Here is a 23,261-nt window from a genome sequence, read left to right as displayed (position 1 = left end):
CTTTTGCTAAAACAACGAATTATTACTGCTTTGATGTTGATCCCCCTGGTGTTGGGGGCGCTCTTCTTTCTGCCATTGAAATTTTTTGCCCTGTTGGCTGCGCTGGTGTTTTTGTTGGCCAGTCGCGAATGGAGCGGGTTTGTCTCTGCTGCTCCGCAGCAATGGTTACCCATCGTATTTTGTCTGTTACTCGGTGCCAGCCTCTTTTGGCTGCCGGTGGAGCAACTCTGGACGCCCCACCTGCACCCCCTCGTGATGGGCGTGCTCTGGACAGCGGTAAGCTGGTGGCTGCTGGGTCTGCTGCTGGTGCTGCGCTATCCCCAAAGCGCCAAGCTGTGGAAAGAGTCTATCTGGCTCAAGTCGCTGTTTGGTCTGGTGACCCTGGTTCCCTTCTTCTGGTCGCTGGTCGCCATCCGTGGTTACAACTTTTACCATGACCCCATGATGGGCGCCTGGATCCTGTTGTTCGTGATGGGACTGGTCTGGGCGGCAGATTCTGGCGCGTATTTTTTCGGCAAGGCGTTCGGTAAGCACAAGCTGGCACCGGCTGTGAGTCCGGGCAAAACCATCGAAGGAATGTGTGGCGGCCTCTTTACCGCCAGCCTGCTGGCCATCGGTGTTACCTGGTCGATGGGATTTGTTCCTGCCAAGATGATCACCGTGCTGTTTTGCTCTCTGCTGGCGGTGCTTGCCTCCGTACTCGGCGATCTGACCGAGAGCATGTTCAAGCGTGAAGCAGGCATCAAGGACTCCGGCACCCTGTTGCCGGGTCATGGCGGCATTCTCGACCGGATCGACAGCCTGACCGCCGCCCTGCCGGTGTTTCTGCTCAGTTATCTGCTACTCAGTCAGGAGTTTTGATGCACAAGTCACTGGTTATTCTGGGGGCCTCCGGCTCCATTGGTCAGAGTACCTTGAAAGTGCTGCGCCATAACCCGGGCAGTTGGCAAGTGTTGGCGTTGACCGCGGCCCGCAACGTGGATGCCATGTTGCGGGACTGCCTCGAATTCTCTCCCCGTTTTGCCGTGATGGTCGATGAGGATGCCGCCCGTGAACTGGCTGCCCGTCTGAAAGCGCACGGCAGTGCGACCCGGGTCATGTCTGGTGCAGCAGCCCTTTGCGAGGTTGCCGCTCACCCCGATGCCCATAGCGTGATGGCCGCCATCGTCGGTGCGGCCGGACTGGCCCCGACCATGGCCGCGGTACGTGCCGGCAAGCGTATTTTGCTGGCCAACAAGGAGGCGCTGGTGATGTCCGGTGCTTTCTTCATGGAGGCCGTGCGCGAGCATGGTGCCGAGCTGCTGCCCATCGACAGCGAACACAATGCCATCTTCCAGTGTCTGCCGACTGCAGTGCAGCGCCATCCCGGTTTTTGCGATCTGGCGGCGGCGGGGATCAGCAAGATTTTGCTGACCGGTTCTGGCGGTCCGTTCCGTTACACCGAGATCAGCGAGCTGGCCAAGGTGACGCCGGCGCAGGCCATCGCTCATCCCAACTGGTCGATGGGGGCCAAGATTTCGGTCGACTCCGCCACCATGATCAACAAGGGGCTGGAGTACATCGAGGCGCGCTGGCTGTTCAATGCGGCGCCCGAGCAGATCCAGGTGGTGATCCACCCGCAGTCGGTGATCCACTCCATGGTGCAGTACAAGGATGGCTCCGTGCTGGCTCAGCTTGGCAATCCGGATATGTGTACCCCCATCGCCCATGCGCTGGCTTATCCCAATCGCATCTCCTCCAGTGTGGAACCTTTGGATTTCTTCAGTGTCGGAGAGTTCAGCTTTATCCGGCCTGATTACGATCGCTACCCCTGTCTGGCGCTGGCCATCAATGCCTGCCAGAAGGGACAAGCGGCGACTACTGCGCTTAATGCAGCCAACGAGGAGGCGGTTGCCGCCTTCCTGGCCGGGCGCATCGGTTTTATGGATATTGCCCGGATCAACGAGGCAGTGATGCTGGCGCTGGAGAGCAGCGCCGTCGGCTCGCTCGATGATCTGTTTGCCCTGGACGGTGCGGCAAGAGCCCGTGCTCACACTTTGATTGAGGAGCTTGGCTGATGGGCGGTGTGTTGTGGAATATCGGTGCCTTTGTTGTTGCGCTGGGCCTGCTGGTCGCAGTGCACGAGTTTGGTCACTTCTGGGTGGCCCGTCGTTGTGGCGTCAAGGTTGAGCGCTTCTCCATCGGTTTTGGCAAGGCGATCTGGCGCAGGATGGGTAAAGATGGCACCGAATATGTGCTGGCGCTGATCCCGCTCGGTGGTTACGTCAAGATGCTGGATGGTCGGGTCGACGAACTCAAACCCGGTGACGAGCAGTATGCCTTTAACCACAAGAGTGTCTGGGCGCGGATGGCGATTGTTGCCGCAGGTCCTATGGCCAACTTCGTCTTTGCCCTGTTTGCCCTCTGGCTGATGTTTATTATCGGGGTGCCGAGCGTCAAGCCGGTGATCGGTGAAGTGCGTCCGGCATCTATCGTTGCCGAGGCGGGTGTGCTGCCGGGGATGGAGATTGTCGGGGTCGGCGATGAGCAGACCGGCGACTGGGAGAGCGTCACCTACGCCCTTATCAGCCATCTGGGTGACGATGCTGTGACTCTCAAGGTGCAGGCACCCAATACCAGCTATGCCACCGATAAAACCTTGTCGCTGACCGGCTGGACCTTCGATCCGGATAAAGAGTCGCCCATCGGCAGCTTGGGAATTGTCCCCTTGAGTGGCAAAGTGCTGCCAGTCGTGGCTGCCGTGGTGGCCAAGAGTGCCAGTGAAAAGGCGGGGCTGCAGGTTGGTGACCGTATCAAACAGGTCGGCGATCAGCCTATTACCGCGTGGGCCCAGTTTGTCGAGCTGGTGCAGCAGGCTCCGGGCGAACCCCTTCAAGTGGTGGTTGAGCGCAACAACAGTGATCTCAACGTGACCCTGACCCCGGATAGCCGCAAGATGCAGGGCAAGCTGGTGGGATTCGTCGGTCTCTCACCGCAACTGGTTCCATTACCGGATGAATATCGAATTCTGTTACAGTATGGGCCTTTGCAGGCGCTGTGGCATGGCGCGGACAAAACCTGGAGCCTGATCACGCTCACCTTTGACATGATTGGCAAGTTGATCGGTGGCATCGTGTCGCTGGACAACCTGAGCGGCCCCATCTCCATTGCCAAGGGCGCCGGCAGCAGTGCCGACTATGGTCTGGTCTATTTCTTGAGTTTTCTGGCGCTCATCAGCGTCAACCTGGGGATTATCAATCTGTTCCCCCTGCCGGTGCTCGATGGTGGCCATCTGGTCTATTTCCTGATCGAAGCGGTCACCGGCAAGCCGGTATCAGAGAAAATACAGGAAGTGGGTTTCAGGATCGGCGCCGCCATTCTGATGTTATTGATGGGCATTGCGCTGTTTAACGATTTCGCTCGCCTCTGAGGCCAGAGCATCAACAAGGACACATAAGAACAAAATGGCTGTTAAAAAAGCATTGGTGTTGAGTTGCCTGCTGGGTGCCAGTTTCCTGGCCCAGGCGGCCCCTGCCTCTTTTGTGGTGCAAGATATCCAGGTCGAAGGTCTGCAACGGGTGACCCTGGGTGCCGCACTGTTGAACCTGCCGATCCGGGTCGGTGATACCGTCGACTCCGTGGCACTGGCCAGCGCCATCAAAAAGCTCTATGCCTCGGGTAACTTCGAGGATGTGAAGGTTTACCGTGACGGCCAAGTGCTGCAAGTGATGGTCAAGGAGCGTCCGACCATCTCCAGCATCGAGTTTGCCGGCAACAAGGATATCAAAGAGGAGCAACTGACCCAGAGTCTGGAGTCCTCCGGTATCCGTGTGGGCGATCCGCTGGATCGCACTGTGCTCACCTCCCTCGAGAAGGGACTGGAAGATTTCTACTATGGCGTGGGTAAATACTCCGCCAAGGTCAAGGCCATCGTCACCCCGTTGCCGCGCAACCGGGTCGATCTCAAGTTCACCTTCGTGGAAGGGGAGGCGGCCAAGATCCAGCAGATCAACATCGTCGGCAACAGCGTATTCCCTGAAGAGAAGCTGATTGCCCAGCTCTCCCTGCGCGACGAAGTGCCCTGGTGGAACTTTACCGCCGACCAGCGCTATCAGAAGCAGAAACTGGCCGGTGATATCGAGACCCTTCGCTCCTACTACATGGACCGCGGCTATATCCGCTTCCAGCAGGAGTCTACCCAGGTCTCCATGACCCCCGACAAGAAGGGCGTCTACGTTACCCTCAACATCAAGGAAGGGGATCAGTACAAGGTTTCCGGTGTCCAGCTCAAGGGTGACCTGATCGATCGCGGTGGCGAGATGAAGGGATTGATCCCGATCGCCATCGGCAGCACCTACTCCGCCAGCCAGGTGACTCATACCGAAGAGGTGCTCTCCAAGTTCCTCGGCCGCTACGGCTACGCCTATCCGAAAGTGGTCACCTTCCCGCAGATCAATGACAAAACCAAGGAAGTGGAGCTGATCGTCAACGTTGAGCCGGGCCCCCGTGTCTATGTGCGCAATATCAACTTCAGCGGTAATGCCACCACCGAAGATCAGGTGCTGCGTCGCGAGATGCGCCAGATGGAAGGCACCTGGCTCTCTTCCGACAATATCGAGCAGTCCAAGAGCCGTCTCAACCGCCTTGGCTACTTCGAGAGCGTCGAAGTGGACACCAAGCGGGTGCCTGGCAACGATGACCTGGTCGATCTCGACTTCAAGGTCAAGGAGCAGCCAGCAGGCTCCATCAACGCAGGTATTGGTTACGGCACCGAGTCAGGTCTGAGCCTGCAGGCAGGGATCTCCCAGGACAACTTTATGGGTACCGGTAAAAAGGTCTCCATCAACGCCAGCACCAACGACTACTCCAAGAACGTTGACCTGAGCTACAACGACCCCTACTTCACCGTGGATGGTGTCAGCCTGGGTGGTCGTGTCTACTACAACCAGTTCCGCGCCGATGATGCCGATATCGTTGATTACGAGAACGAAACCATCGGTTTCCGTCTCTCCAGCGGCTTCCCGGTCAATGAGTTCAACCGTCTCGACTTCAGTACCGGTATTGAAAGCTCCAAGTTGAGTCGGCCGACCTTTAGTAACGACAAATTCCAAGAGTGCATCAGGGACAATCCACCAACGTCCAGTAATACTTATTGCTACGACCAGTGGAATGATAATCGTCAGTCAGTACAGATGGATCAGTTCTGGGATCTCTATGCCAAGGGTGAGGATAGTGTTGATTTCGTGACTGTTGATCTCACCGCTGGTTGGACCCGTTCCACTCTGAACAAGGGGATGTTCCCGACCGCTGGTGACCGTCAGCGTGTCAACGGCAAAATCACTATTCCTGGCATGGATCTGCAGTATTACAAACTCTCTGCCGAAGATGCCCACTACTTCCCGCTCGATGCGGATCATAGCTGGGTGATGATCGGCAAGGGGCGCGTCTCCTACGGTAACGGCTATGGCGATAGCAGCATGCTGCCGTTCTTCGAAAACTACTATGCCGGTGGTTTCGATACGGTACGTGGCTTCAAGAGCAATACCATTGGTCCCAAGGCTATTTACGCGACCTATAAGCCGCCGGTCTGTGTTGGAACCTCTTGTCAAGCACCAGAACCTACTGGCAATTACGAAGGCTCGGATACTTCAGTCGGTGGTAATGCCTTGGCGGTTGCCTCCTTCGAGCTGGTCTTCCCGACCCCGTTCGTTTCCGAGACCTACCGTCCGCAGATCCGTACCACCGCATTTATTGATGCAGGTACAGTCTGGAGCACTGATTTTGCTAACAGTGCTTATACCTGCGATCCCAGCGGTAATGCCAACTGTAGCTATGTGAGTCAAGACTACTCCAGCCCGGGCAATATCCGGGTCTCTGCTGGTGTCTCCCTGCAGTGGCTCTCGCCGATGGGCCCGCTGGTGTTTGCCTTGGCCAAGCCGATCAAGAAATATGAAGGGGATCGCACCGAGTTCTTCTCCTTCAATATCGGTCGTACTTTCTAAGCAGAGTTTCACCCCCACCCATGCGGTGGGGGTCTTCAATGATGGGACGCGCGGTATGCGTGCCTCACCAGGTAACAAGACGGTCCTAACGCCGCTTGCATAATCGGGTAAATCAGGTAGCCCTCGCCATGAGGGAACAAGGAGTAAGTGTGAATAAAGCGTTGAAAGTAGCTGGTTTGAGCTTTGCACTGATGGCTGCCGGCATGGGTTCTGCCTTCGCTGAGACCAAGATCGCCGTGGTGGATATGGGCGAAGTCTTCCAAAAGCTGCCCCAGCGTGAAGCCGTTGCAGCCAAGCTGAAAAGCGAATTCGAGCCGCGCATGCGTGAGCTGCAGAAGCTGGAACAGGAAGGCCAGAAGCTGGTCGAGAAGTTCCGCAAGGATGAAGCCTTCATGAGCGCCGAGCAGAAGAAGCAAAATCAGGAGAAGCTGGCCAAGCTGCAGATGGAGTTCAACCAGAAGCGTCAAGCCTTTGAGCAGGACAACGGTCGCCGTCAGTCCGAAGAGCGCAACAAGATCCTGACCAAGGTGCAGGCTGCCATCGATTCCATCGCCAAGAGCAATGGTTACGATCTGGTGCTGGAGCGCAATGCCGCCCCGTATGCCGCCAGCAAGCTGGACATCTCCGGCCAGGTTATTTCTCAGGTAAGCAAGAGCAACTAATTGATGGCATTCACTCTCGCACAGCTGGCCCAGCAACTGGGGGCCCAGGTCCATGGCGACGGAACCCTGGAAATCCGCAAGGTAGCGACACTGGAAAAGGCCGGGGAGGGGGATATCACCTTCCTGTCCAACAAAAAGTACCGGCACTATCTGGAGCAGAGCAAGGCGACCGCCGTGCTCATTACAGAAGCGGATCTGCCATTTTGTCCCACCAATGCCCTGGTGCTCAAAGACCCCTATGTGGGCTTTGCCCGGGTAGCCCAACTGCTGGACACCACCCCGCAGCCGGCCACGGATATTCATCCGAGCGCCGTTATCGCGGCTGACGTGCAACTGGGCGAGAGAGTGGCTATCGGCGCCAATGCAGTGATCGAATCCGGCGTCGTGCTGGGTGACGATGTACGCATTGGCCCGGGCTGTTTTGTTGGCAAAAATACCCGGCTGGGAGCGCGCTCCCGGCTGTGGGCCAACGTCACCCTCTATCACAATGTGACCATGGGCACCGACTGTCTGGTTCAATCCGGCACAGTGATCGGCGCCGATGGTTTCGGTTATGCCAATGAGCGTGGTGAGTGGATCAAGATCCCCCAGCTCGGCGGTGTGACCATTGGCAACCGGGTCGAGATCGGTGCCTGTACCACCATTGACCGCGGTGCGCTGGAAGATACCCGCATCGCTGACAACGTCATCATCGACAACCAGTGCCAGATCGCCCACAACGTGGAGATCGGTTACGGCACCGCCGTGGCGGGCTCCACCGTGATGGCAGGTAGTCTCAAGGTCGGCAAATACTGTATCATTGGCGGCGCTTCCGTCTTTAACGGGCATATGGAGATCTGCGACCAGGCCACCGTTACCGGTATGGCCATGGTGATGCGACCCATTACCGAGCCCGGTGTCTACTCTTCCGGCATCCCTCTGCAAACCAATAAAGAGTGGCGCAAGACCGCCGCCCGGGTGATGCGTATCGAAGAGATGCACAAGCGGTTAAGCAAGCTTGAGAAGAAGCTGGATCAAGAATAATCACGATTGGTATAGGGTACTGTTTTGACTACTGAAAAGAAGAGCCTGGGTATCCAGGAAATCATGGATCTGCTGCCCCACCGTTATCCGTTTCTGATGGTGGATCGTGTAGACGACTACGAGATCAGCGATGAGCGCAAAACCCTGCGCGCCATCAAGAACGTCTCGTTCAACGAGCCGATCTTCCAGGGGCACTTCCCGGCCAAGCCGGTGTTCCCTGGCGTACTGATCCTGGAAGCGATGGCACAGGCCACCGGTATCCTGGCCTTTACCATGGTGGGCAAGCCGTCTCCCAACGAACTCTATTATTTTGCCTCAATCGACAACGCTCGCTTCAAGCGTCCGGTCGGCCCCGGTGACCAACTGGTGCTGGACGTGGAGTTCCTGAAAGAGCGTCGCGGTATTGCCAAGTTCACCGGTGTCGCCACCGTCGACGGTGAAGTGGTCTGTACCGCCGAGCTGATGTGCGCCAAACGCGAGGTTTAACACACGTGATCGACCAGACTGCCATCATTCACGATACTGCCATCGTCCATGAGTCTGCCGTGATCGGTAAAGGGGTTGAAATCGGCCCCTTTTCTGTCATCGGCGCCGAGGTGGAAATCGGTGACAACACCTGGGTAGGTTCCCATGTGGTGATCAAGGGCCCGACCAAGATTGGTCGCGGCAACAAGATCTTCCAGCACACCTCCATCGGTGAGGATTGCCAGGACAAGAAGTACGCCGGTGAGCGCACCTTCCTCGAGATTGGCGACAACAACGTCATTCGCGAGAACTGCACCTTCCACCGTGGCACCATTCAGGATCAGAGCCTGACCAAGGTGGGCAGCGGCAACCTGTTCATGGTCAACGTTCATGTTGCCCACGATTGCATCATCGGTGACAACTGCATCTTCGCCAACAACGCGACCCTGGCGGGCCACGTGGTGATCGGTGACTTCGTGATCTTTGGTGGTCTCTCCGCCATTCACCAGTTCGGTCGCGTCGGTTCCCACGCCTTTGTCGGTGGCTGCGCCGCCCTGAACAAAGACGTGCCGCCTTACGTGATGGCCGCCGGCAACTACGCCAAGCCGTTCGGGGTCAACTCCGAAGGTCTGCGTCGCCGCGGTTTCAGCGCCGAGGCCATCTCTGCCGTCAAGCGTGCCTACAAAGAGATCTTCCGCTCCGGCAAGACCATCGAAGAGGTGCTGCCGGTGCTGATCGAGATGGCGCAAGCCGAACCGGCCGTCCAGCTCTATGTGGACTTCCTCAAAGATAACGAGCGCGGGATCATCCGTGCCTGATCCGGTTCGTATCGGTATCGTCGCCGGAGAAGTCTCCGGCGACATCCTGGCTGCCGGTCTGGTGCGCGAGCTGCAAGCCCGCTACCCGGATGCGCAGTTCGAAGGGATCGCCGGGCCGCGGATGCAGGCCCTCGGTGTCAAGGCCTTGTTCGAGATGGAAGAGCTCTCCGTCATGGGGATCACCGAGGTGCTGGGCCGTCTGCCGCGCATCCTCAAGGTTCGTCGCGAACTGCTGCGCCACTTTATTGCCAATCCGCCCGATATCTTCATCGGCGTGGATGCACCGGATTTCAATATCGGAGTGGAGCTGAAACTGCGCCGCGCCGGTATCAAGACGGTTCACTATGTCAGCCCCTCTGTGTGGGCCTGGCGCCAGAACCGCATTCACAAGATCAAGGCCGCTACCGACATGGTGCTCGCCTTCCTGCCGTTCGAGAAAGCCTTCTACGACCGCTTCGACGCCCCTTGCCGTTTTGTCGGTCACACCATGGCGGACGATATTCCGCTGGTGCCGGATCAGGCCGCCGTGCGTCGCAATCTCGGTATCGATGCCAATCGCCGCTGGCTGGCGGTGCTGCCGGGCAGCCGCACCGCAGAAGTGGGCTTTATGTCTCCCCTGTTTCTCGAAGCGTGCAAACACCTGACGGTGCGCTATCCGGAGCTCGGCTTCATCGTACCGCTGGTCAACCAGAAACGGCGCGAGCAGTTTATGGCCATCAAGGCCGAGGTAGCGCCGGGTCTCGACATGGTGCTGCTGGAAGGGCAGGGCCGCGAGGCGATGATCGCCGCCGACGTGGTGATGCTGGCCTCTGGCACCGCGGCGCTCGAAGCCATGCTGGTGAAAAAGCCGATGGTGGTGGGCTACAAGCTCAAGCCCTTCAGCTATTGGCTGGCCCAGCGACTGGTAAAGACCGAATTTGTCTCTCTGCCCAACCTGCTTGCCGGTCGCATGCTGGTGCCGGAACTCATCCAGCACGAGTGCACCGCGGAGAATCTGGTGGAAGAGGTGAGCAAGTACTTCGAGCAAGACAACAGTGCGCTGGTCAACACCTTCACCGACCTGCACCAGCTGATCCGCTGCAATGCCGACTCGCAGGCCGCCGATGCGGTGGCGGATCTGCTCGGCAGATAACGCTATTTCGGACCGTCGATTGCGCCGCGCAGCCCGTTAATCCGTTTTCCGAGCGGTGATGCCGCGCCAGTCGACCCCTGTCAGGCCCCACGGGGCCTGTTTTGATTCAAGGCTACAAGATGATGATCGATATTCCTGACGACAAGCTGGTTGCCGGTGTGGACGAAGTGGGCCGTGGCCCCCTGGTGGGTGACGTGGTCACCGCTGCGGTCATTCTCGATCCCGCTAATCCGATCGCGGGGCTCAACGACTCCAAGAAGCTCTCCGAGAAGAAGCGCCTCGCCCTGTTTGACGAGATCAAAGAGAAGGCGCTCGCCTGGGCCATCGGTCGCGCCAGCCCGGAGGAGATCGACGAGCTCAACATCCTGCATGCCACCATGCTGGCGATGCAGCGAGCCGTGGCGGAGTTGAAGGTCACCCCTGAGCTGGTCTTTATCGATGGCAACCGTTGCCCTGCATTGCCGATGGAAGCGCGCGCCGTGGTCAAGGGCGATAGTCTGGTGGCCGCCATCAGTGCCGCTTCGATCCTCGCCAAGGTGACCCGCGACGGCGAGATGACCGAGCTGGACAGCCGTCATCCCGAATATGGTTTTGCCCGCCACAAGGGTTATCCGACCGCTGAGCACCTCGCCATTCTGGCCGAGCGTGGCCCGTTGCCCGAATATCGCAAGAGCTTCAAGCCGGTGCGCCGCGCACTGGGGATCGAGTAGACCATGCCATTTAGTTTGAGCAGCGAGAGGAGATGACGATGGCTGACCCCCGTTTTATCCACCTGCGAGTCCACTCCGACTTCTCCATGGTCGATGGCCTGCAGAAGATCAATCCCATAGTCGGGGCGGCGGCGGCCAACAACATGCCGGCGCTGGCGCTGACCGATCAGATGAACATGTGCGGTCTGGTGCGCTTCTATGGCGCAGCCCACGGCAAGGGGATCAAACCCATCGTCGGTGCCGACTTCTGGGTGCAGAGCGATGAGCTCGGCGACGAGCAGTTCCGTCTCACCCTGCTAGCCATGGATAACGACGGCTACCAGAACATCACCCTGCTTATTTCCCGCGGTTACCAGCGCGGCCACGTGCAAGGGCGGCCGGTTATCGACAAGAGCTGGCTCGCCGAGCATGCCAAGGGGGTGATCGTCCTCTCCGGCGGCCGCGAGGGGGATGTGGGCAAGTTCCTGCTCAAGGGCAACCGCCAGATGACCGAGCAGTGCGTCGCCTTCTATCAGACTCACTTCCCGGATGCCTATTACCTCGAGCTGCTGCGCACCGGTCGCTCCGACGAGGAGGTCTATCTGCACATGGCGGTGGCCATTGCCACCGAGTTCGAGCTGCCGGTAGTGGCCACCAACGAGGTGGTGTTCCTCAACGCCGATGACTTCGACGCCCACGAGATCCGGGTCGCCATCCACGATGGCTATACCCTGATGGACAAACGCCGTCCCCGTCGCTACAGCCCCCAGCAGTACCTGCGTAGTCAGGAGGAGATGGCGGAGCTGTTTGCCGACATTCCCGAAGCGCTGGAAAACACGGTGGAGATCGCCAAACGCTGCAACGTGACGGTGCGTCTCGGCGAGTACTTCCTGCCCAACTTCCCGACCGGTGACATGACTACCGAAGATTTTCTGGTGGCCAAGTCGAAAGAGGGTCTGGAGGAGCGTCTCGAGTTCCTGTTCCCGGATCCGCAAGTGCGCGCCGAGCGACGTCCCGAGTATGACGAGCGTCTCGATGTCGAGCTGAAAGTGATCAACCAGATGGGCTTCCCGGGTTACTTCCTCATCGTGATGGAGTTTATCCAGTGGTCCAAGGACAACGGCATCCCCGTTGGTCCGGGCCGGGGGTCGGGGGCAGGTTCTCTGGTGGCCTACGCCCTCAAGATTACTGACCTCGACCCGCTGGAATTTGACCTGCTGTTCGAACGTTTCCTTAACCCCGAGCGGGTATCCATGCCCGACTTCGACGTCGACTTCTGCATGGACAGGCGCGACGAGGTGATTGAACACGTCTCCGACATGTATGGTCGGGATGCGGTCTCCCAGATCATCACCTTCGGCAGCATGGCGGCCAAGGCGGTGGTGCGGGACGTGGGCCGGGTGCTGGGCCACGCCTACGGCTTTGTGGATCGCATCTCCAAGCTCATTCCGCCGGATCCGGGCATGACGCTCGCCAAGGCATTCGAGGCCGAGCCCAAGCTGCCCGAGCTCTACGAGCAGGATGAGGAGATCAAGGACCTCATCGACATGGCCCGCCGCTTGGAAGGGGTAGTGCGCAACGCCGGTAAACACGCCGGTGGCGTGGTGATCGCACCCACCAAGATCACCGACTTTGCGCCGCTCTACTGCGATGACGAAGGCCATCACCCGGTCACCCAGTTCGACAAGAACGACGTGGAATACGCCGGCCTGGTGAAGTTCGACTTCCTGGGTCTGCGCACCCTCACCATCATCGACTGGGCGCTCGGCATGATAAACCCGCGTCTTGCCAAAGAGGGCAAGCCGCCGGTCGATATCGCCGCCATCCCCATCGATGACAAGAAGTCGTTTGACCTGCTGCAGCGCTACGAGACCACCGCGGTATTCCAGCTGGAATCCCGCGGCATGAAGGATCTCATCAAGCGGCTGCGCCCCGACTGCTTCGAAGACATGATCGCACTGGTGGCCCTGTTCCGACCGGGCCCGCTCCAGTCAGGCATGGTGGATAACTTCATCGACCGCAAGCACGGTAATGAAGCGATCTCCTATCCGGACGAGAAGTGGCAGCACGAGAGCCTGAAACCGATTCTGGAACCGACCTACGGCATCATCCTCTATCAGGAGCAGGTGATGCAGATCGCCCAGACCCTGGCTGGCTACACGCTCGGTGGCGCAGACATGCTGCGCCGGGCGATGGGTAAGAAAAAGCCCGAGGAGATGGCCAAGCAGCGAGCCGGTTTCGAGGAGGGCGCCGTCAAAAATGGCGTCGACGGCGAACTGGCGATGAAGATCTTCGATCTGGTGGAGAAGTTTGCGGGCTACGGCTTCAACAAATCCCACTCCGCCGCCTATGCGTTGGTCTCCTACCAGACCCTCTGGCTCAAGACCCACTTCCCGGCCGAGTTCATGGCGGCGGTTATGACCGCCGATATGGACAACACCGACAAGATCGTGACTCTGGTGGACGAGTGTCAGCGGATGGGGCTCACCGTGATCCCGCCGGATGTGAACACTGGCCGCTATCGCTTCTCGGTCAACGAAGATGGCCATATCGTCTACGGGATCGGGGCGGTGAAAGGGGTGGGTGAAGGCCCCATCGATGCGATCTTGAGCGCACGGGATCAGGACGGCCCATTCCGCGATCTGTTCGACTTCTGCAACCGGGTCGACATCAAGAAGCTCAACAAGCGGGTGATGGAGAAGCTGATCCTCTCCGGCGCCATGGATCGGCTCGGCCCCCACCGCGCCGCCCTGATGGCGACCCTGGAGGAGGCGATGCGGGCCGCCGAGCAGCACGCCAAGGCGCAGGCAGTGGGGCAGGTCGACATGTTCGGCGTGCTCACCGAAGAGATTGACGACGTCAAAAAGGCGTTTGCCAACGTGCCGCACTGGCCTGACAAGGTCTGGCTGGAAGGGGAGCGCGAGACCCTCGGGCTCTATCTCACCGGCCACCCCATCAACCAGTACAGCAGCGAATTGCGTCGTTATACCTCGGGTCGCCTGTGCGATCTGCATCCCACCTCCCGCGATACCGTGACCACGGCGGCGGGGCTGGTGATCGCGGCTCGCAGCATGGTGACCAAGCGTGGCAACAAGATGGGGATCTTCACCCTGGACGACCGTTCTGGTCGCCTTGATGTGACCCTGTTCAGTGAAGCGCTGGAAAAATATGAAGAATTGATGCAAAAAGACCGCATTTTGGTGGTTTCTGGACAGGTCAGCTTTGATGACTTCTCCGGTGGCCTTAAAATGTCGGCTCGAGAATTACTGGATATCAACGATGCGAGGGAGCGTTTTGCCAGAGCAATCCGCATCTCCCTCGATGAACAGCGGATTGATGATCGCTTTTTCCCGCGTTTGTGCGAGATTTTGGAGCCCGCCCGTGCCGGAGTCTGTCCGGTTCAGGTAAACTATCGTCGCCCCGGCTCCCGGGTGCGATTGACGCTCGGTACCGAGTGGCGGGTGACGCCCACCGATCAACTGATAGATGACTTGCGAGTCCTGCTTGGACGAGAGCGGGTTGAATTGGTTTTTGATTAGAGGTTCTAAGGCCCTATGAGTCTTTTTCTGGATTTTGAACAGCCGATTGCCGAGTTGCAGGCGCAGATTGATGAACTCAAACATGTGAGTGAAGGCAATCACGCCGTGGATCTGAAAGACGAGATCCGCCGGCTGGAGAAGAAAAACGAAGAGCTGACCAAAAAGATCTTCGGTGATCTGGGTGCCTGGCAGGTATCCCAGATGGCGCGTCATCCCCAGCGCCCCTACACCTTTGACTATATCGAGCATATCTTCACCGATTTTGACGAGTTGGCTGGCGATCGCGCTTATGCCGATGACAAGGCTATCGTCGGCGGCATCGCCCGTCTCGACGGTGAGCCGGTGATGGTGATTGGTCACCAGAAGGGTCGCGAGACCAAAGAGAAGATCAAGCGCAACTTCGGTATGCCGCGTCCGGAAGGGTACCGCAAGGCCCTGCGTCTGATGGAGATGGCCGAGCGCTTCAAGATGCCGATCATCACCTTTATCGACACCCCGGGTGCTTACCCCGGCGTCGGTGCCGAAGAGCGTGGCCAGTCCGAAGCGATTGCCCGCAATCTGAAGGTGATGGCCGGTCTGACTGTGCCGGTCGTCTGCACCGTGATCGGTGAGGGTGGCTCCGGTGGTGCGCTGGCAATCGGCGTTGGTGACCGCGTCAACATGCTGCAGTACTCTACCTACTCCGTCATCTCGCCGGAAGGGTGTGCCTCCATCCTGTGGAAGAGTGCTGACAAAGCTTCTGTGGCTGCCGAAGCGATGGGGATCACTGCCCAGCGTCTGAAAGAGCTCAAGCTGATCGACCACGTGATCGACGAGCCCCTCGGCGGTGCCCACCGCGATGTGGAGAAGATGGCCAAAAACCTCAAGGCTCGCATCAAGCAGGATTTGGACGCTCTGCGTCCGCTCGATACCGAGCAACTGCTGGAGCAACGCTACCAGCGTCTGCTGGGCTACGGTTACTGCTAAGCGCAGCCGTCACCCCCGAGTATTCAGGCCCCCGTCATCGACGGGGGTTTTTTATTGCTGATTACTTGTCTTGCGGTGATTGCCCCAATGCGCCCTGAAACGGCGCAGGTCTGCATTCGTGGGTGTGGGGCAGGGTTGGTATGCCACGCTGTTGGTGATGACTGTCATTAGCCTGCAGCATCCTTTGGCATCGCTAGCAGTGGCATGACAAGCCGCTTGCTCATCCGATTGCGGCAGAAAAAAGCGCCCCGACTGTGCGGAGCGCTTTTACAGGTGTCTGGCAGTATTACAGTTCGATCTCGTCTGTAAGACCTTCATAGGCGATATCGATGGATTGCAGCTCCTTCTGCAGGCGATGTTTGTCTTTCAACGCCTCGATTTCACGCCATTTACGTTTTTTTCCCGTTGTCCCGCGGCTACGCGAACCGAGTTCAACCACCTCGTCATAATCGAAGTTGAACATTTCCATGGCTCCCTCCTTGGTTTTTATCGTTTTCACCACCCGTATAACATAACGAATCTGAAATTAAAACGTTTTCGTGACGACTCTATGACAGCGCTAAAAAAGCCCATGAAAAAAAACCGGGCCCCTTGGTAGGGACCCGGTTTTTATCAGAAAAAAGAACCGATTACAGGCGGCTTGCCAGCATGGTTTCCAGCTTGCCCTGGTCGATGGCGAACATGCGGATGCCTTCGCCCAGCTTCTCGTGAGCCATGGCATCCTGGTTCAGTTCCCAGCGGAATTCAGCTTCGGTCATCGGAGTCGGTTTGGCCTTGCGCTCACCGGTGTAGTCCAGTTTGCGTACCACGGCGCCTTCGGTCTTGCTCAGCTCTTCCAGCAGGGCCGGGCCAATGGTCAGGCGGTCGCAACCGGCCAGTTCCAGGATCTCGCCGGTGTTGCGGAAGCTGGCGCCCATCACGACAGTCGGGTAGTCGTGCTGCTTGTAGTAGTTGTAGATGGAGGTGACGGAGACCACACCCGGATCTTCGCTGGCGGTGTAATCACGGCCATTTTTAGCCTTGTACCAGTCGAGGATACGACCCACGAACGGGGAGATCAGGAAGGCACCGGCTTCGGCACAGGCACGGGCCTGGGCGAAGGAGAACAGCAGGGTCAGGTTGCACTGGATACCCTCTTTCTCCAGTACTTCAGCGGCACGGATCCCTTCCCAGGTGGAGGCCAGCTTGATCAGAATGCGGTCGTTGCTGATGCCGGCTTCGTTGTAAAGACGGATCAGCTTGCGGGCCTTGGCGATGCTGGCTTCGGTATCGAAGGAGAGACGGGCATCCACTTCGGTAGAGATGCGGCCCGGAACGATCTTCAGCACTTCCAGACCGATGTTGACGGCCAGCTTGTCGCCCGCGTCGATGATTTGCTGTGCCTTGTCCTGGCTCTGGGCTTTGGCCCAGTTGATGGCGTCTTCGATCAGCGGAGCGTACTCGGGGATCTCGGAGGCCTTCAGAACCAGAGAGGGGTTGGTGGTGGCATCGATGGGCTGATAGCGTTTGATGGCTTCGATATCACCGGTGTCGGCAACAACAGTGGTCAGGGCTTTCAGCTGGGTTAATTTATCGGCCATAGCGAATATCATCTCTTAATGAGGGAGTAATCCCTGGGTTGCGGGCTTGAGACGGTGGTTCTGAAATAAAATTACAGGATCTTGGTGCCTCAGGCTCAGAAAAGCGCGATGGGGGCGGCCCATCGTCATTGCCTGCCTAATTAATACTGATGTGCTGCATCCTGCAATAGGGGCGCTTGGTTGTTAAACATTCAGGCTGTTGAGTTATCCCGCTTTATGGCGTGAAACTATATGATTAGTAAGGTTTTTTACATTTCATCCTGACCTCGCGCCGGTTTGCTTTCAGCTGAACTTTTTTAGCCAATATCTATATTTGTGTCGTCGATCACATAAATTATCTCGATACGTACTTGAAATTTAATTACAGCGAAAACGTTTGGCGAAATGTCGCCATTTGAAAGCCATTTCATGCAAGCGTTTGCGTTTTCGCATAGCTCATCAGGGATATATCAAAATGGTTCTCTTATGGGGCTTAATGGTGGCCTGTCTGATTGAATTATTGAGTTTGTTGAAAGTTTGCGATTTAAATGGAGCTTTATGGGCTTTTACCGTTCGTTTTTTGTGTCTCGCGTGACCGGGATCACTATTCCGGGCTCTCCCGCTGTGCTAGATTCCGCCCCTTTAGCGAAACGCTAATTAAACGACAGACAGAAAACGGTCAGCGCAGACTGGCCATGGATGTGAATAACAACGAGAGAATTATGGACACCTTGATTGCGATGCTAAACGACCTGATGTGGGGAGCCGTGCTCATCTACCTGCTCATCGGGGTCGGTATCTTTTTCACCTTCCGCCTGGGTTTTATCCAGATCCGTCACTTTGGCCACATGTTTTCCGTGCTGAAAAACAGCCGTAAATCGGACAACGCGGGCATCTCCTCCTTCCAGGCCCTCTGTACCAGCCTTGCCGCCCGTGTCGGCACCGGCAACCTGGCCGGTGTGGCTGTCGCCATCTATCTGGGTGGCCCCGGCGCCATCTTCTGGATGTGGTTGATTGCTTTTATCGGCATGGCGACTGCCTTCGTCGAAAGCACCCTTGCCCAGCTCTACAAGGTCAAGGATGAGGATGGCAACTACCGTGGTGGCCCGGCCTACTACATGGAGAAAGGCCTTGGCATGCGCTGGATGGGGGTGGTGTTTTCGCTCTGCCTGATCCTGGCATTTGGTCTGGTGTTCAACGCGGTGCAGGCCAACTCCATCAGTCTGGCGATGAAGGTGGCGTTTGGCATTCCTGACTGGGTCAGCGGTCTGGCGCTGGTGGCGCTCTCCGGCCTGATTATCTTCGGTGGCATTCGTGGCATCGCCCGTTTTGCCGAGCTGGTGGTGCCCTTTATGGCACTGGCCTACATCCTGCTGGCGCTGGTGATCGTGGCAATGAACATCACCGAGTTGCCCCATGTCTTCATGCTGATCATCAAGTCCGCCTTCGGGATTGAGCAGGCAGGCTCGGGTGCGCTGGGTTATGCCATCTCCCAGGCGATGATCAACGGTATCAAGCGCGGTCTCTTCTCCAACGAAGCGGGCATGGGCTCTGCGCCCAACGCTGCGGCGACTGCCACTCCCTATCCGCCGCACCCGGCCTCCCAGGGTTATGTGCAGATGCTGGGGGTCTTTATGGACACCATCGTTATCTGCAGCTGTACCGCCGCCATCATCCTGATGTCCGGTCAGTTTGAGCCGGGCTCCGGCGTGACAGGTGTCGAGCTGACCCAGCGGGCGCTCTCCTCCCAGATTGGCAGCGGTGGCAACATCTTCATTGCTGCGGCCATCTTCTTCTTCGCCTTCACCTCTATCGTGGCGAACTACTCCTATGCCGAGACCAATCTGGTGTTCCTCGAGCACAACCACAAGGGCGGCCTGATGCTGTTCCGGGTGTTCGTTCTGGGGATGGTGATGTTCGGCGCCGTGGGTGAGTTGCCGATTGTGTGGGCGATGGCGGATGTCTCCATGGGGCTGATGGCCATCGTCAACCTGGTGGCTATCCTGCTGCTCTCCAGCGTTGCCATCAAGCTGGCCAAGGATTACAACGACCAGCTCCGGCTGGGCAAGGTGCCCACCTTCGATGCCAACAAATACCCCGAGATCCGCTCCCAGCTGGAAGAGGGGATCTGGGACAATCCGACCAAAAAGTAACAAGCGGTGAGTCAAACCTCTTGATTAAAACCTGAAGGGGGAGCCGGTGGCTCCCCCTTCTTTTATGGCGCACTCGTTGGCTGTTGATCCCAGCGCCGAACGAGTTGCCTGATACGCCGTCGCAACTGGCGCCCGCAGCGCCCTTGTTGCCGGTCGCTGAGGGGGGCATAACGCCAGAGTCGATAGAGCCACGCACTCTTTAGCAGGGGGTGGGCAAGGTCGGGACGCAGCCGTGCCAGCCGTTCGCACCATGCCCCCATGCTCTCGGCGGGCTGGGGTGGGTAGCCACTGCGTTTGCCCCGTTTGAGCAGGGGCTGCCAGATACGCCGCTCTGGCGGCAGGCGGGCGGGCAACAGCAGGGGCAGGCTCACTAGCAGGGCGACCAGCATCAGGCTGGCGAGGATCAACCAGGGAGTGTGCCCCGCCAGTGCGGGCCAGCGCAGGCCGATTTGTTGCCAGAGCTGACCCGCATCGTAACCAATCACCCAGCGACTCCACTGGTAGTCGATATTGTTGCCCCACCAGCGCAGTTGATTGAGCAGGGCCCAGTTGCGATAACGCTGCAAAGCGAGGGGGTCGGCAGCGGTAAACTCGTCGCTCAGCGCCTCCCTCACGCCGCCTTCAATACGCTCCGGTGCCACTGCCGCAGTGGGGTCGATTCGCCGCCATGATCCCTCTTCATCGAGATACTCCACCCAGGCGTGAGCATCGAACTGGTGTACCGCCAGATAGTTGCCTGTGGGATTCCACTCGCCGCCGAGATAACCGGTGACCAGCCGTGCCGGAATACCGGCGGCGCGCAGTACGAAAGCGGTCGCCATGGCGTAGTGGCCGCAAAAGCCGCGCCGAGTATCGAACAGGAACTCATCCACCCCGTCACTGCCAAGTCGTGGCGGGGTCAGAGTGTAGTAATAGGATTGGCTGCGAAACTGCGCTAGCAGGGCGGCGACCAGCGCTGCGCGTTCTGGATAGCGCACAGCCAGCACTTGGCCATGGGCGCGCGCTCTCGGGTTGCCTCCGGCTGGCAGTTGCTGGTTGCGCTGGGCGGCTTGGTGGTCATCCTCTTGCTGCGCTTCGCCGCGGCCAATGCGATAGCGGATCGCCACCTCGCCGCTCCCCTGTCGATAGAGGGTGTCTAGAGGGGTTAGCAGCACCGGACCCGCCAGCAGGCGCGGTTCACTCAGAGCAAAGGCCCAGCGGTGGCGCTGGGGCTGGGCGATCACCTCGTAGCTCCCGGCGGGCAACGGACTATCTGCCAGTTGAGTGTTGGCCTGTGAAGAGGATGCCAGAAGGGTGAGCCCGGTTTGCACCGGCACTGTCTGCTGCCATGCTTTGACCTCGGGGCTCAGCAACCAGCGCTGGCCATCGAAAACTTCTTGGCGCATCACCGGAAAGTAGCGCTCGCGGGCAGGGGGTGGGCCATCGGCAAAAGTGACCCGAAACGCCAGTTCCGAGGAGTTGACCAGTTCGCTGATATCGCCGGGGGCCAGCTCTTCCGAGAGGCCCGACAGGGCAAGGCTGGTGGTGGGCATCTGCCAGAGGGGCGGCAACCTCGGCAGCAGCAAAAACAGGGTGATGAGCAGTGGAAGCGCCAGCAGCAGGGTACCACCCGCACTGCGCCAAGGCCGTTTCTGTTCGGGGGCGACGGCGGCCACCAGCGTGGTTACTGCCAGCCAGAGTGCTACTGTCATTCCGGCCGTCCAGCCGATGCTCTGTCGCTGCACCAACGCCAGCGCGATAAGAAAGAAGGCGAGCAGCAGTACCAGCTCGATATCCCGCTCGCGCCGTACCTCGATCATCTTGAGGCTATAGCCGAGCCAGAGCAGATTGATCAGGGCGGGCAGGGTGCCCAAGCCACGCCACTGTAGTCCCAGCAACAGCACAGTGGTGATGGCCAGCAGCGCCAACCAGCGGGTAGAAAGGGGCGGCCAGCCGCGCCACAGCATCATGGCCCGGATGCCGAGGGTTGCGGCGCCCACAGCCACTACCCAGATCTGCAGTTGGGGCCAGAGCGCCGCGACCAGCAGCAGCTGTTGCAGGGCGATGAGTGGCAGCAGGCGGCGGTTATCGAGCAGCATCCTGCGTGCTCTTATGTGGTGTGGCATCGAACTGGGCCAGTGCCAGCAGGCAGCGCTGCACAAAGGCGGCACCGCTATCGGGCCCCAGCGTCTGGTTTGTCAGCGTCAGGGTAAAGGGGATGCCCCGCTTGCCGTAATCGGCGCACCACCAGGCCAGCACCGCCAGCCGCTGCTCCAGATCCCCGCCTGCGACCCGCTGCAAGGTGAGGTGAGTGTCATCCTGCTGCGGTTCATGGAACTGTTTGGTCAGCAGGCCGCGCCCTTGGGCAAGTTGCTTCCAGGCGACTCGGCTCAGTGGCTCACCGGCCTGATGTGTCCGCAGGGTATCAAAGTCACCGAGGGGAGCTGGCGCGGGCTGGCCCTGATGCCCTTCGCTTTGGGTCGCATGTTCCCCTCTTAGTGCCCCGAACGCGGGTTTGGGGGAAAGCCAGCCCTCCAGCTGCAAGTCCAGCAGGGACCAGCAGCGAAACAGACCGAGGGGGTAGCGGCTCTCGACCCGCAATCGACCAAGGGGCACTGGCCCACGGCGCGAGCCCGATACTGGCAGGATAACTGAGCTGGCCACAGCGTCGGCCTGTGCCAGCCAGAGGGTGCCTTCGTTGAGGCTAAAGTGAAGTGCCTGTACCGGGCGCGGGCTCTGCACCAAGATACGGATAGGCAGCTGGCTACCCGCTTCCCCCAGCACCAGCGGGCCACCCAGCAGCTCCAGCCCCAGCAGGTTGCGGTGGGTGAGCCACATGGCTGCCATAAACAGGCTGCCGAGGCAGTAGGCCAGCAGCAGTACCAGATTGTTCTGGTAGTTGGTGCCTAGCAGATAGATGGCGAGCAGCACCAGCAGATAGAGCAGCCCCATGCGGGTGGGGAGGATAAAGAGGCTGCGGGTACCCAACGTGATCTGGCGGGCCGGGGGAATGCGGCGGTCGAGCCAGCGTCGCTGCCAGCGGGCTCGCCACTGCTGCCAACGGTTTAGCAATTTGCTCATCAGGGATTGTCCGGATCGACCCTGGCCAGCAGCCGCTGGCTCAGGGGACAGGCTTCGCCGTGCTGTACGCCAAAGCTGCCCCGCAGCCGATGCTCGGCCACATAGGGGAAGACTGCCTGCACATCCTCCACCGTGACAAAGCGCCGTCCCGCAACCAGCGCCCAGGCCCGGCTCACCGCCAGCAAGGTCTGGGCTGCCCGGGGGGAGAGGGGCTGTGGCAGATCCCCAGCAAAGCGGCTCTGGTGCACCAGCGCCAGCAGGTAGTCGAGGGTGGCATCGGAAACATGGATGGCATCCCCTTCGCTTTGCAAGGTGGCGAGCCCGGCAGCATCCAGCATGGCGGGCAATGGGCCAGTCGGTTGGTGGCCCCGCAGTAGCTGGCGCTCCGCCTCTCGCGGCGGAAAACCCAAAGAGAGTCGCACGGCGAAGCGGTCGAGCTGGGACTCCGGCAGCGGATAGGTGCCAGCCTGATCCGCCGGATTCTGGGTGGCGATGACGAAAAATGGATCGGGGAGTGGGTGCGTGTGGCCCTCAATGCTCACCTTGCCCTCGGCCATCGCCTCCAGCAGGGCGCTCTGCACCTTGGGGCTGGCACGGTTGATCTCGTCTGCCAGTAGAACCTGGGTGAAGATGGGGCCGGGGTGAAAGCGAAATGTTTGTTGCTGGGGGTCAAAGATCTGCAACCCCAGCAGGTCGGCGGGGAGCAGATCGGCGGTGAACTGCATCCGCCTGCATGCCAGCCCCAGTACCTGTGCCAGCGCGTGGGCCAGGGTGGTCTTGCCCATACCGGGCAGATCCTCGATCAGCAGATGACCACGCGCCAGCAGGGTCACCAGCGCGATTTTCAGTTGCAGCGGCTTGCCCAGAATGACTTGCTCCAGTGCCGCCAGCAGCCCGGCAATCTGCTCTTCTCTCTTCATTCCCTTCATACACATTCCCTGTATTGCGTCGCACCTACAGCTTATACGCCCGCAAGGGCGAAGGCGGATAACAGACGGGTGGAAAAGTGCAGCGCAGGGATGGCTATGAGCGGGAGGTGACGCGGTTTATTAGTGAGTCTGCTCGATTCAATATGGCCGTCCAGGCACGCAGCTCAATACAATATTTCCTGATTGGAATGTACCGATCGCCATCTCTTCACTAGGTGAGAGCGGTTGGCGCCCATATAGTTGCCCCCATTGCGACGCACTGTGTTGCTACCTTTGTCACCACCT

Annotated in this window: 18 protein-coding genes; 13 read left to right on the top strand and 5 right to left on the bottom strand. The window is 59.0% G+C overall.

Annotated features, from left to right (window positions below; translation table 11 throughout):
* Nucleotides 1-3 precede the first annotated feature (3 nt).
* The 12 genes from AB5Y85_RS04525 (at nucleotide 4) to accA (ending at nucleotide 15,275) form a co-directional block, all read left to right on the top strand.
* A complete protein-coding gene (locus AB5Y85_RS04525) occupies nucleotides 4-861 on the top strand; it encodes a phosphatidate cytidylyltransferase (protein ID WP_026034918.1) in 858 nt (285 codons plus the stop codon).
* Nucleotides 861-2,057, top strand: a complete 1,197-nt coding sequence (gene ispC / locus AB5Y85_RS04520) for a 1-deoxy-D-xylulose-5-phosphate reductoisomerase (protein ID WP_139443188.1) — start codon at nucleotides 861-863, stop codon at nucleotides 2,055-2,057. The genes AB5Y85_RS04525 and ispC overlap by 1 nt, the downstream gene beginning before the upstream one ends.
* Nucleotides 2,057-3,409, top strand: a complete 1,353-nt coding sequence (gene rseP / locus AB5Y85_RS04515) for a sigma E protease regulator RseP (protein WP_257687078.1) — start codon at nucleotides 2,057-2,059, stop codon at nucleotides 3,407-3,409. The genes ispC and rseP overlap by 1 nt, the downstream gene beginning before the upstream one ends.
* 34 nt (nucleotides 3,410-3,443) lie before the next feature.
* Nucleotides 3,444-5,981, top strand: a complete 2,538-nt coding sequence (bamA, locus tag AB5Y85_RS04510; protein ID WP_257123525.1) for an outer membrane protein assembly factor BamA — start codon at nucleotides 3,444-3,446, stop codon at nucleotides 5,979-5,981.
* Between the two features lie 149 nt (nucleotides 5,982-6,130).
* Nucleotides 6,131-6,643: an OmpH family outer membrane protein gene (locus tag AB5Y85_RS04505; protein ID WP_257123524.1), complete on the top strand. Its 513-nt coding sequence runs from the start codon at nucleotides 6,131-6,133 to the stop codon at nucleotides 6,641-6,643.
* A gap of 3 nt (nucleotides 6,644-6,646) precedes the next feature.
* Nucleotides 6,647-7,666 carry a UDP-3-O-(3-hydroxymyristoyl)glucosamine N-acyltransferase gene (gene lpxD / locus AB5Y85_RS04500; RefSeq protein WP_005338561.1) on the top strand — a complete coding sequence of 340 codons (1,020 nt, stop codon included), beginning with the start codon at nucleotides 6,647-6,649 and terminating at the stop codon, nucleotides 7,664-7,666.
* A gap of 24 nt (nucleotides 7,667-7,690) precedes the next feature.
* Complete coding sequence (gene fabZ, locus AB5Y85_RS04495; RefSeq protein ID WP_005338559.1) at nucleotides 7,691-8,152, top strand: 3-hydroxyacyl-ACP dehydratase FabZ; 462 nt, start codon at nucleotides 7,691-7,693, stop codon at nucleotides 8,150-8,152.
* Between the two features lie 5 nt (nucleotides 8,153-8,157).
* Nucleotides 8,158-8,949 (top strand): acyl-ACP--UDP-N-acetylglucosamine O-acyltransferase, encoded by a 792-nt coding sequence (gene lpxA / locus AB5Y85_RS04490; protein WP_005338557.1) that lies wholly within the window; start codon nucleotides 8,158-8,160, stop codon nucleotides 8,947-8,949.
* Nucleotides 8,942-10,081, top strand: a complete 1,140-nt coding sequence (gene lpxB, locus AB5Y85_RS04485; RefSeq protein ID WP_257687077.1) for a lipid-A-disaccharide synthase — start codon at nucleotides 8,942-8,944, stop codon at nucleotides 10,079-10,081. The genes lpxA and lpxB overlap by 8 nt, the downstream gene beginning before the upstream one ends.
* Before the next feature lie 119 nt (nucleotides 10,082-10,200).
* Nucleotides 10,201-10,791 (top strand): ribonuclease HII, encoded by a 591-nt coding sequence (gene rnhB / locus AB5Y85_RS04480; protein ID WP_139443193.1) that lies wholly within the window; start codon nucleotides 10,201-10,203, stop codon nucleotides 10,789-10,791.
* A 38-nt stretch (nucleotides 10,792-10,829) separates the two neighbouring features.
* Complete coding sequence (gene dnaE / locus AB5Y85_RS04475) at nucleotides 10,830-14,309, top strand: DNA polymerase III subunit alpha (protein WP_257687076.1); 3,480 nt, start codon at nucleotides 10,830-10,832, stop codon at nucleotides 14,307-14,309.
* A 15-nt stretch (nucleotides 14,310-14,324) separates the two neighbouring features.
* Complete coding sequence (gene accA / locus AB5Y85_RS04470) at nucleotides 14,325-15,275, top strand: acetyl-CoA carboxylase carboxyl transferase subunit alpha (RefSeq protein ID WP_005338549.1); 951 nt, start codon at nucleotides 14,325-14,327, stop codon at nucleotides 15,273-15,275.
* A 286-nt stretch (nucleotides 15,276-15,561) separates the two neighbouring features.
* Here accA and AB5Y85_RS04465 read toward each other — a convergent pair whose 3' ends face one another.
* On the bottom strand, nucleotides 15,562-15,744 hold the full coding sequence (locus tag AB5Y85_RS04465; RefSeq protein ID WP_005338547.1) for a DUF3545 family protein: 183 nt from the start codon (nucleotides 15,742-15,744) through the stop codon (nucleotides 15,562-15,564).
* Nucleotides 15,745-15,904: 160 nt separating this feature from the next.
* Complete coding sequence (gene tal, locus AB5Y85_RS04460) at nucleotides 15,905-16,855, bottom strand: transaldolase (protein WP_005338545.1); 951 nt, start codon at nucleotides 16,853-16,855, stop codon at nucleotides 15,905-15,907.
* 701 nt (nucleotides 16,856-17,556) lie between these two features.
* Here tal and AB5Y85_RS04455 point away from each other — a divergent pair.
* Nucleotides 17,557-18,987, top strand: a complete 1,431-nt coding sequence (locus tag AB5Y85_RS04455) for a sodium:alanine symporter family protein (protein WP_013724018.1) — start codon at nucleotides 17,557-17,559, stop codon at nucleotides 18,985-18,987.
* 62 nt (nucleotides 18,988-19,049) lie between these two features.
* On the opposite strand, the gene AB5Y85_RS04450 is transcribed toward AB5Y85_RS04455, so the two are convergent.
* From AB5Y85_RS04450 to AB5Y85_RS04440, 3 genes are read right to left on the bottom strand one after another with little or no spacing between them, the layout of a single operon-like run.
* On the bottom strand, nucleotides 19,050-21,065 hold the full coding sequence (locus AB5Y85_RS04450; protein ID WP_257687075.1) for a DUF3488 and transglutaminase-like domain-containing protein: 2,016 nt from the start codon (nucleotides 21,063-21,065) through the stop codon (nucleotides 19,050-19,052).
* The gene (locus AB5Y85_RS04445) at nucleotides 21,052-22,047 is read right to left on the bottom strand and encodes a DUF58 domain-containing protein (RefSeq protein ID WP_257687074.1); all 996 of its coding nucleotides are present in this window, start codon (nucleotides 22,045-22,047) and stop codon (nucleotides 21,052-21,054) included. Before AB5Y85_RS04445 ends, AB5Y85_RS04450 begins: the two co-directional genes overlap by 14 nt.
* Complete coding sequence (locus AB5Y85_RS04440; RefSeq protein ID WP_257687112.1) at nucleotides 22,047-22,967, bottom strand: MoxR family ATPase; 921 nt, start codon at nucleotides 22,965-22,967, stop codon at nucleotides 22,047-22,049. Before AB5Y85_RS04440 ends, AB5Y85_RS04445 begins: the two co-directional genes overlap by 1 nt.
* Nucleotides 22,968-23,261 lie beyond the last annotated feature (294 nt).

Origin of the sequence: Aeromonas sp. R3-1 (genome assembly GCF_040908345.1) — a bacterium.
Classification (GTDB): Bacteria; Pseudomonadota; Gammaproteobacteria; order Enterobacterales; family Aeromonadaceae; genus Aeromonas; species Aeromonas veronii.
The sequence above is the reverse complement of the archived record's forward strand: the minus strand, read 5'-3'. Positions and strand labels throughout refer to the sequence as shown.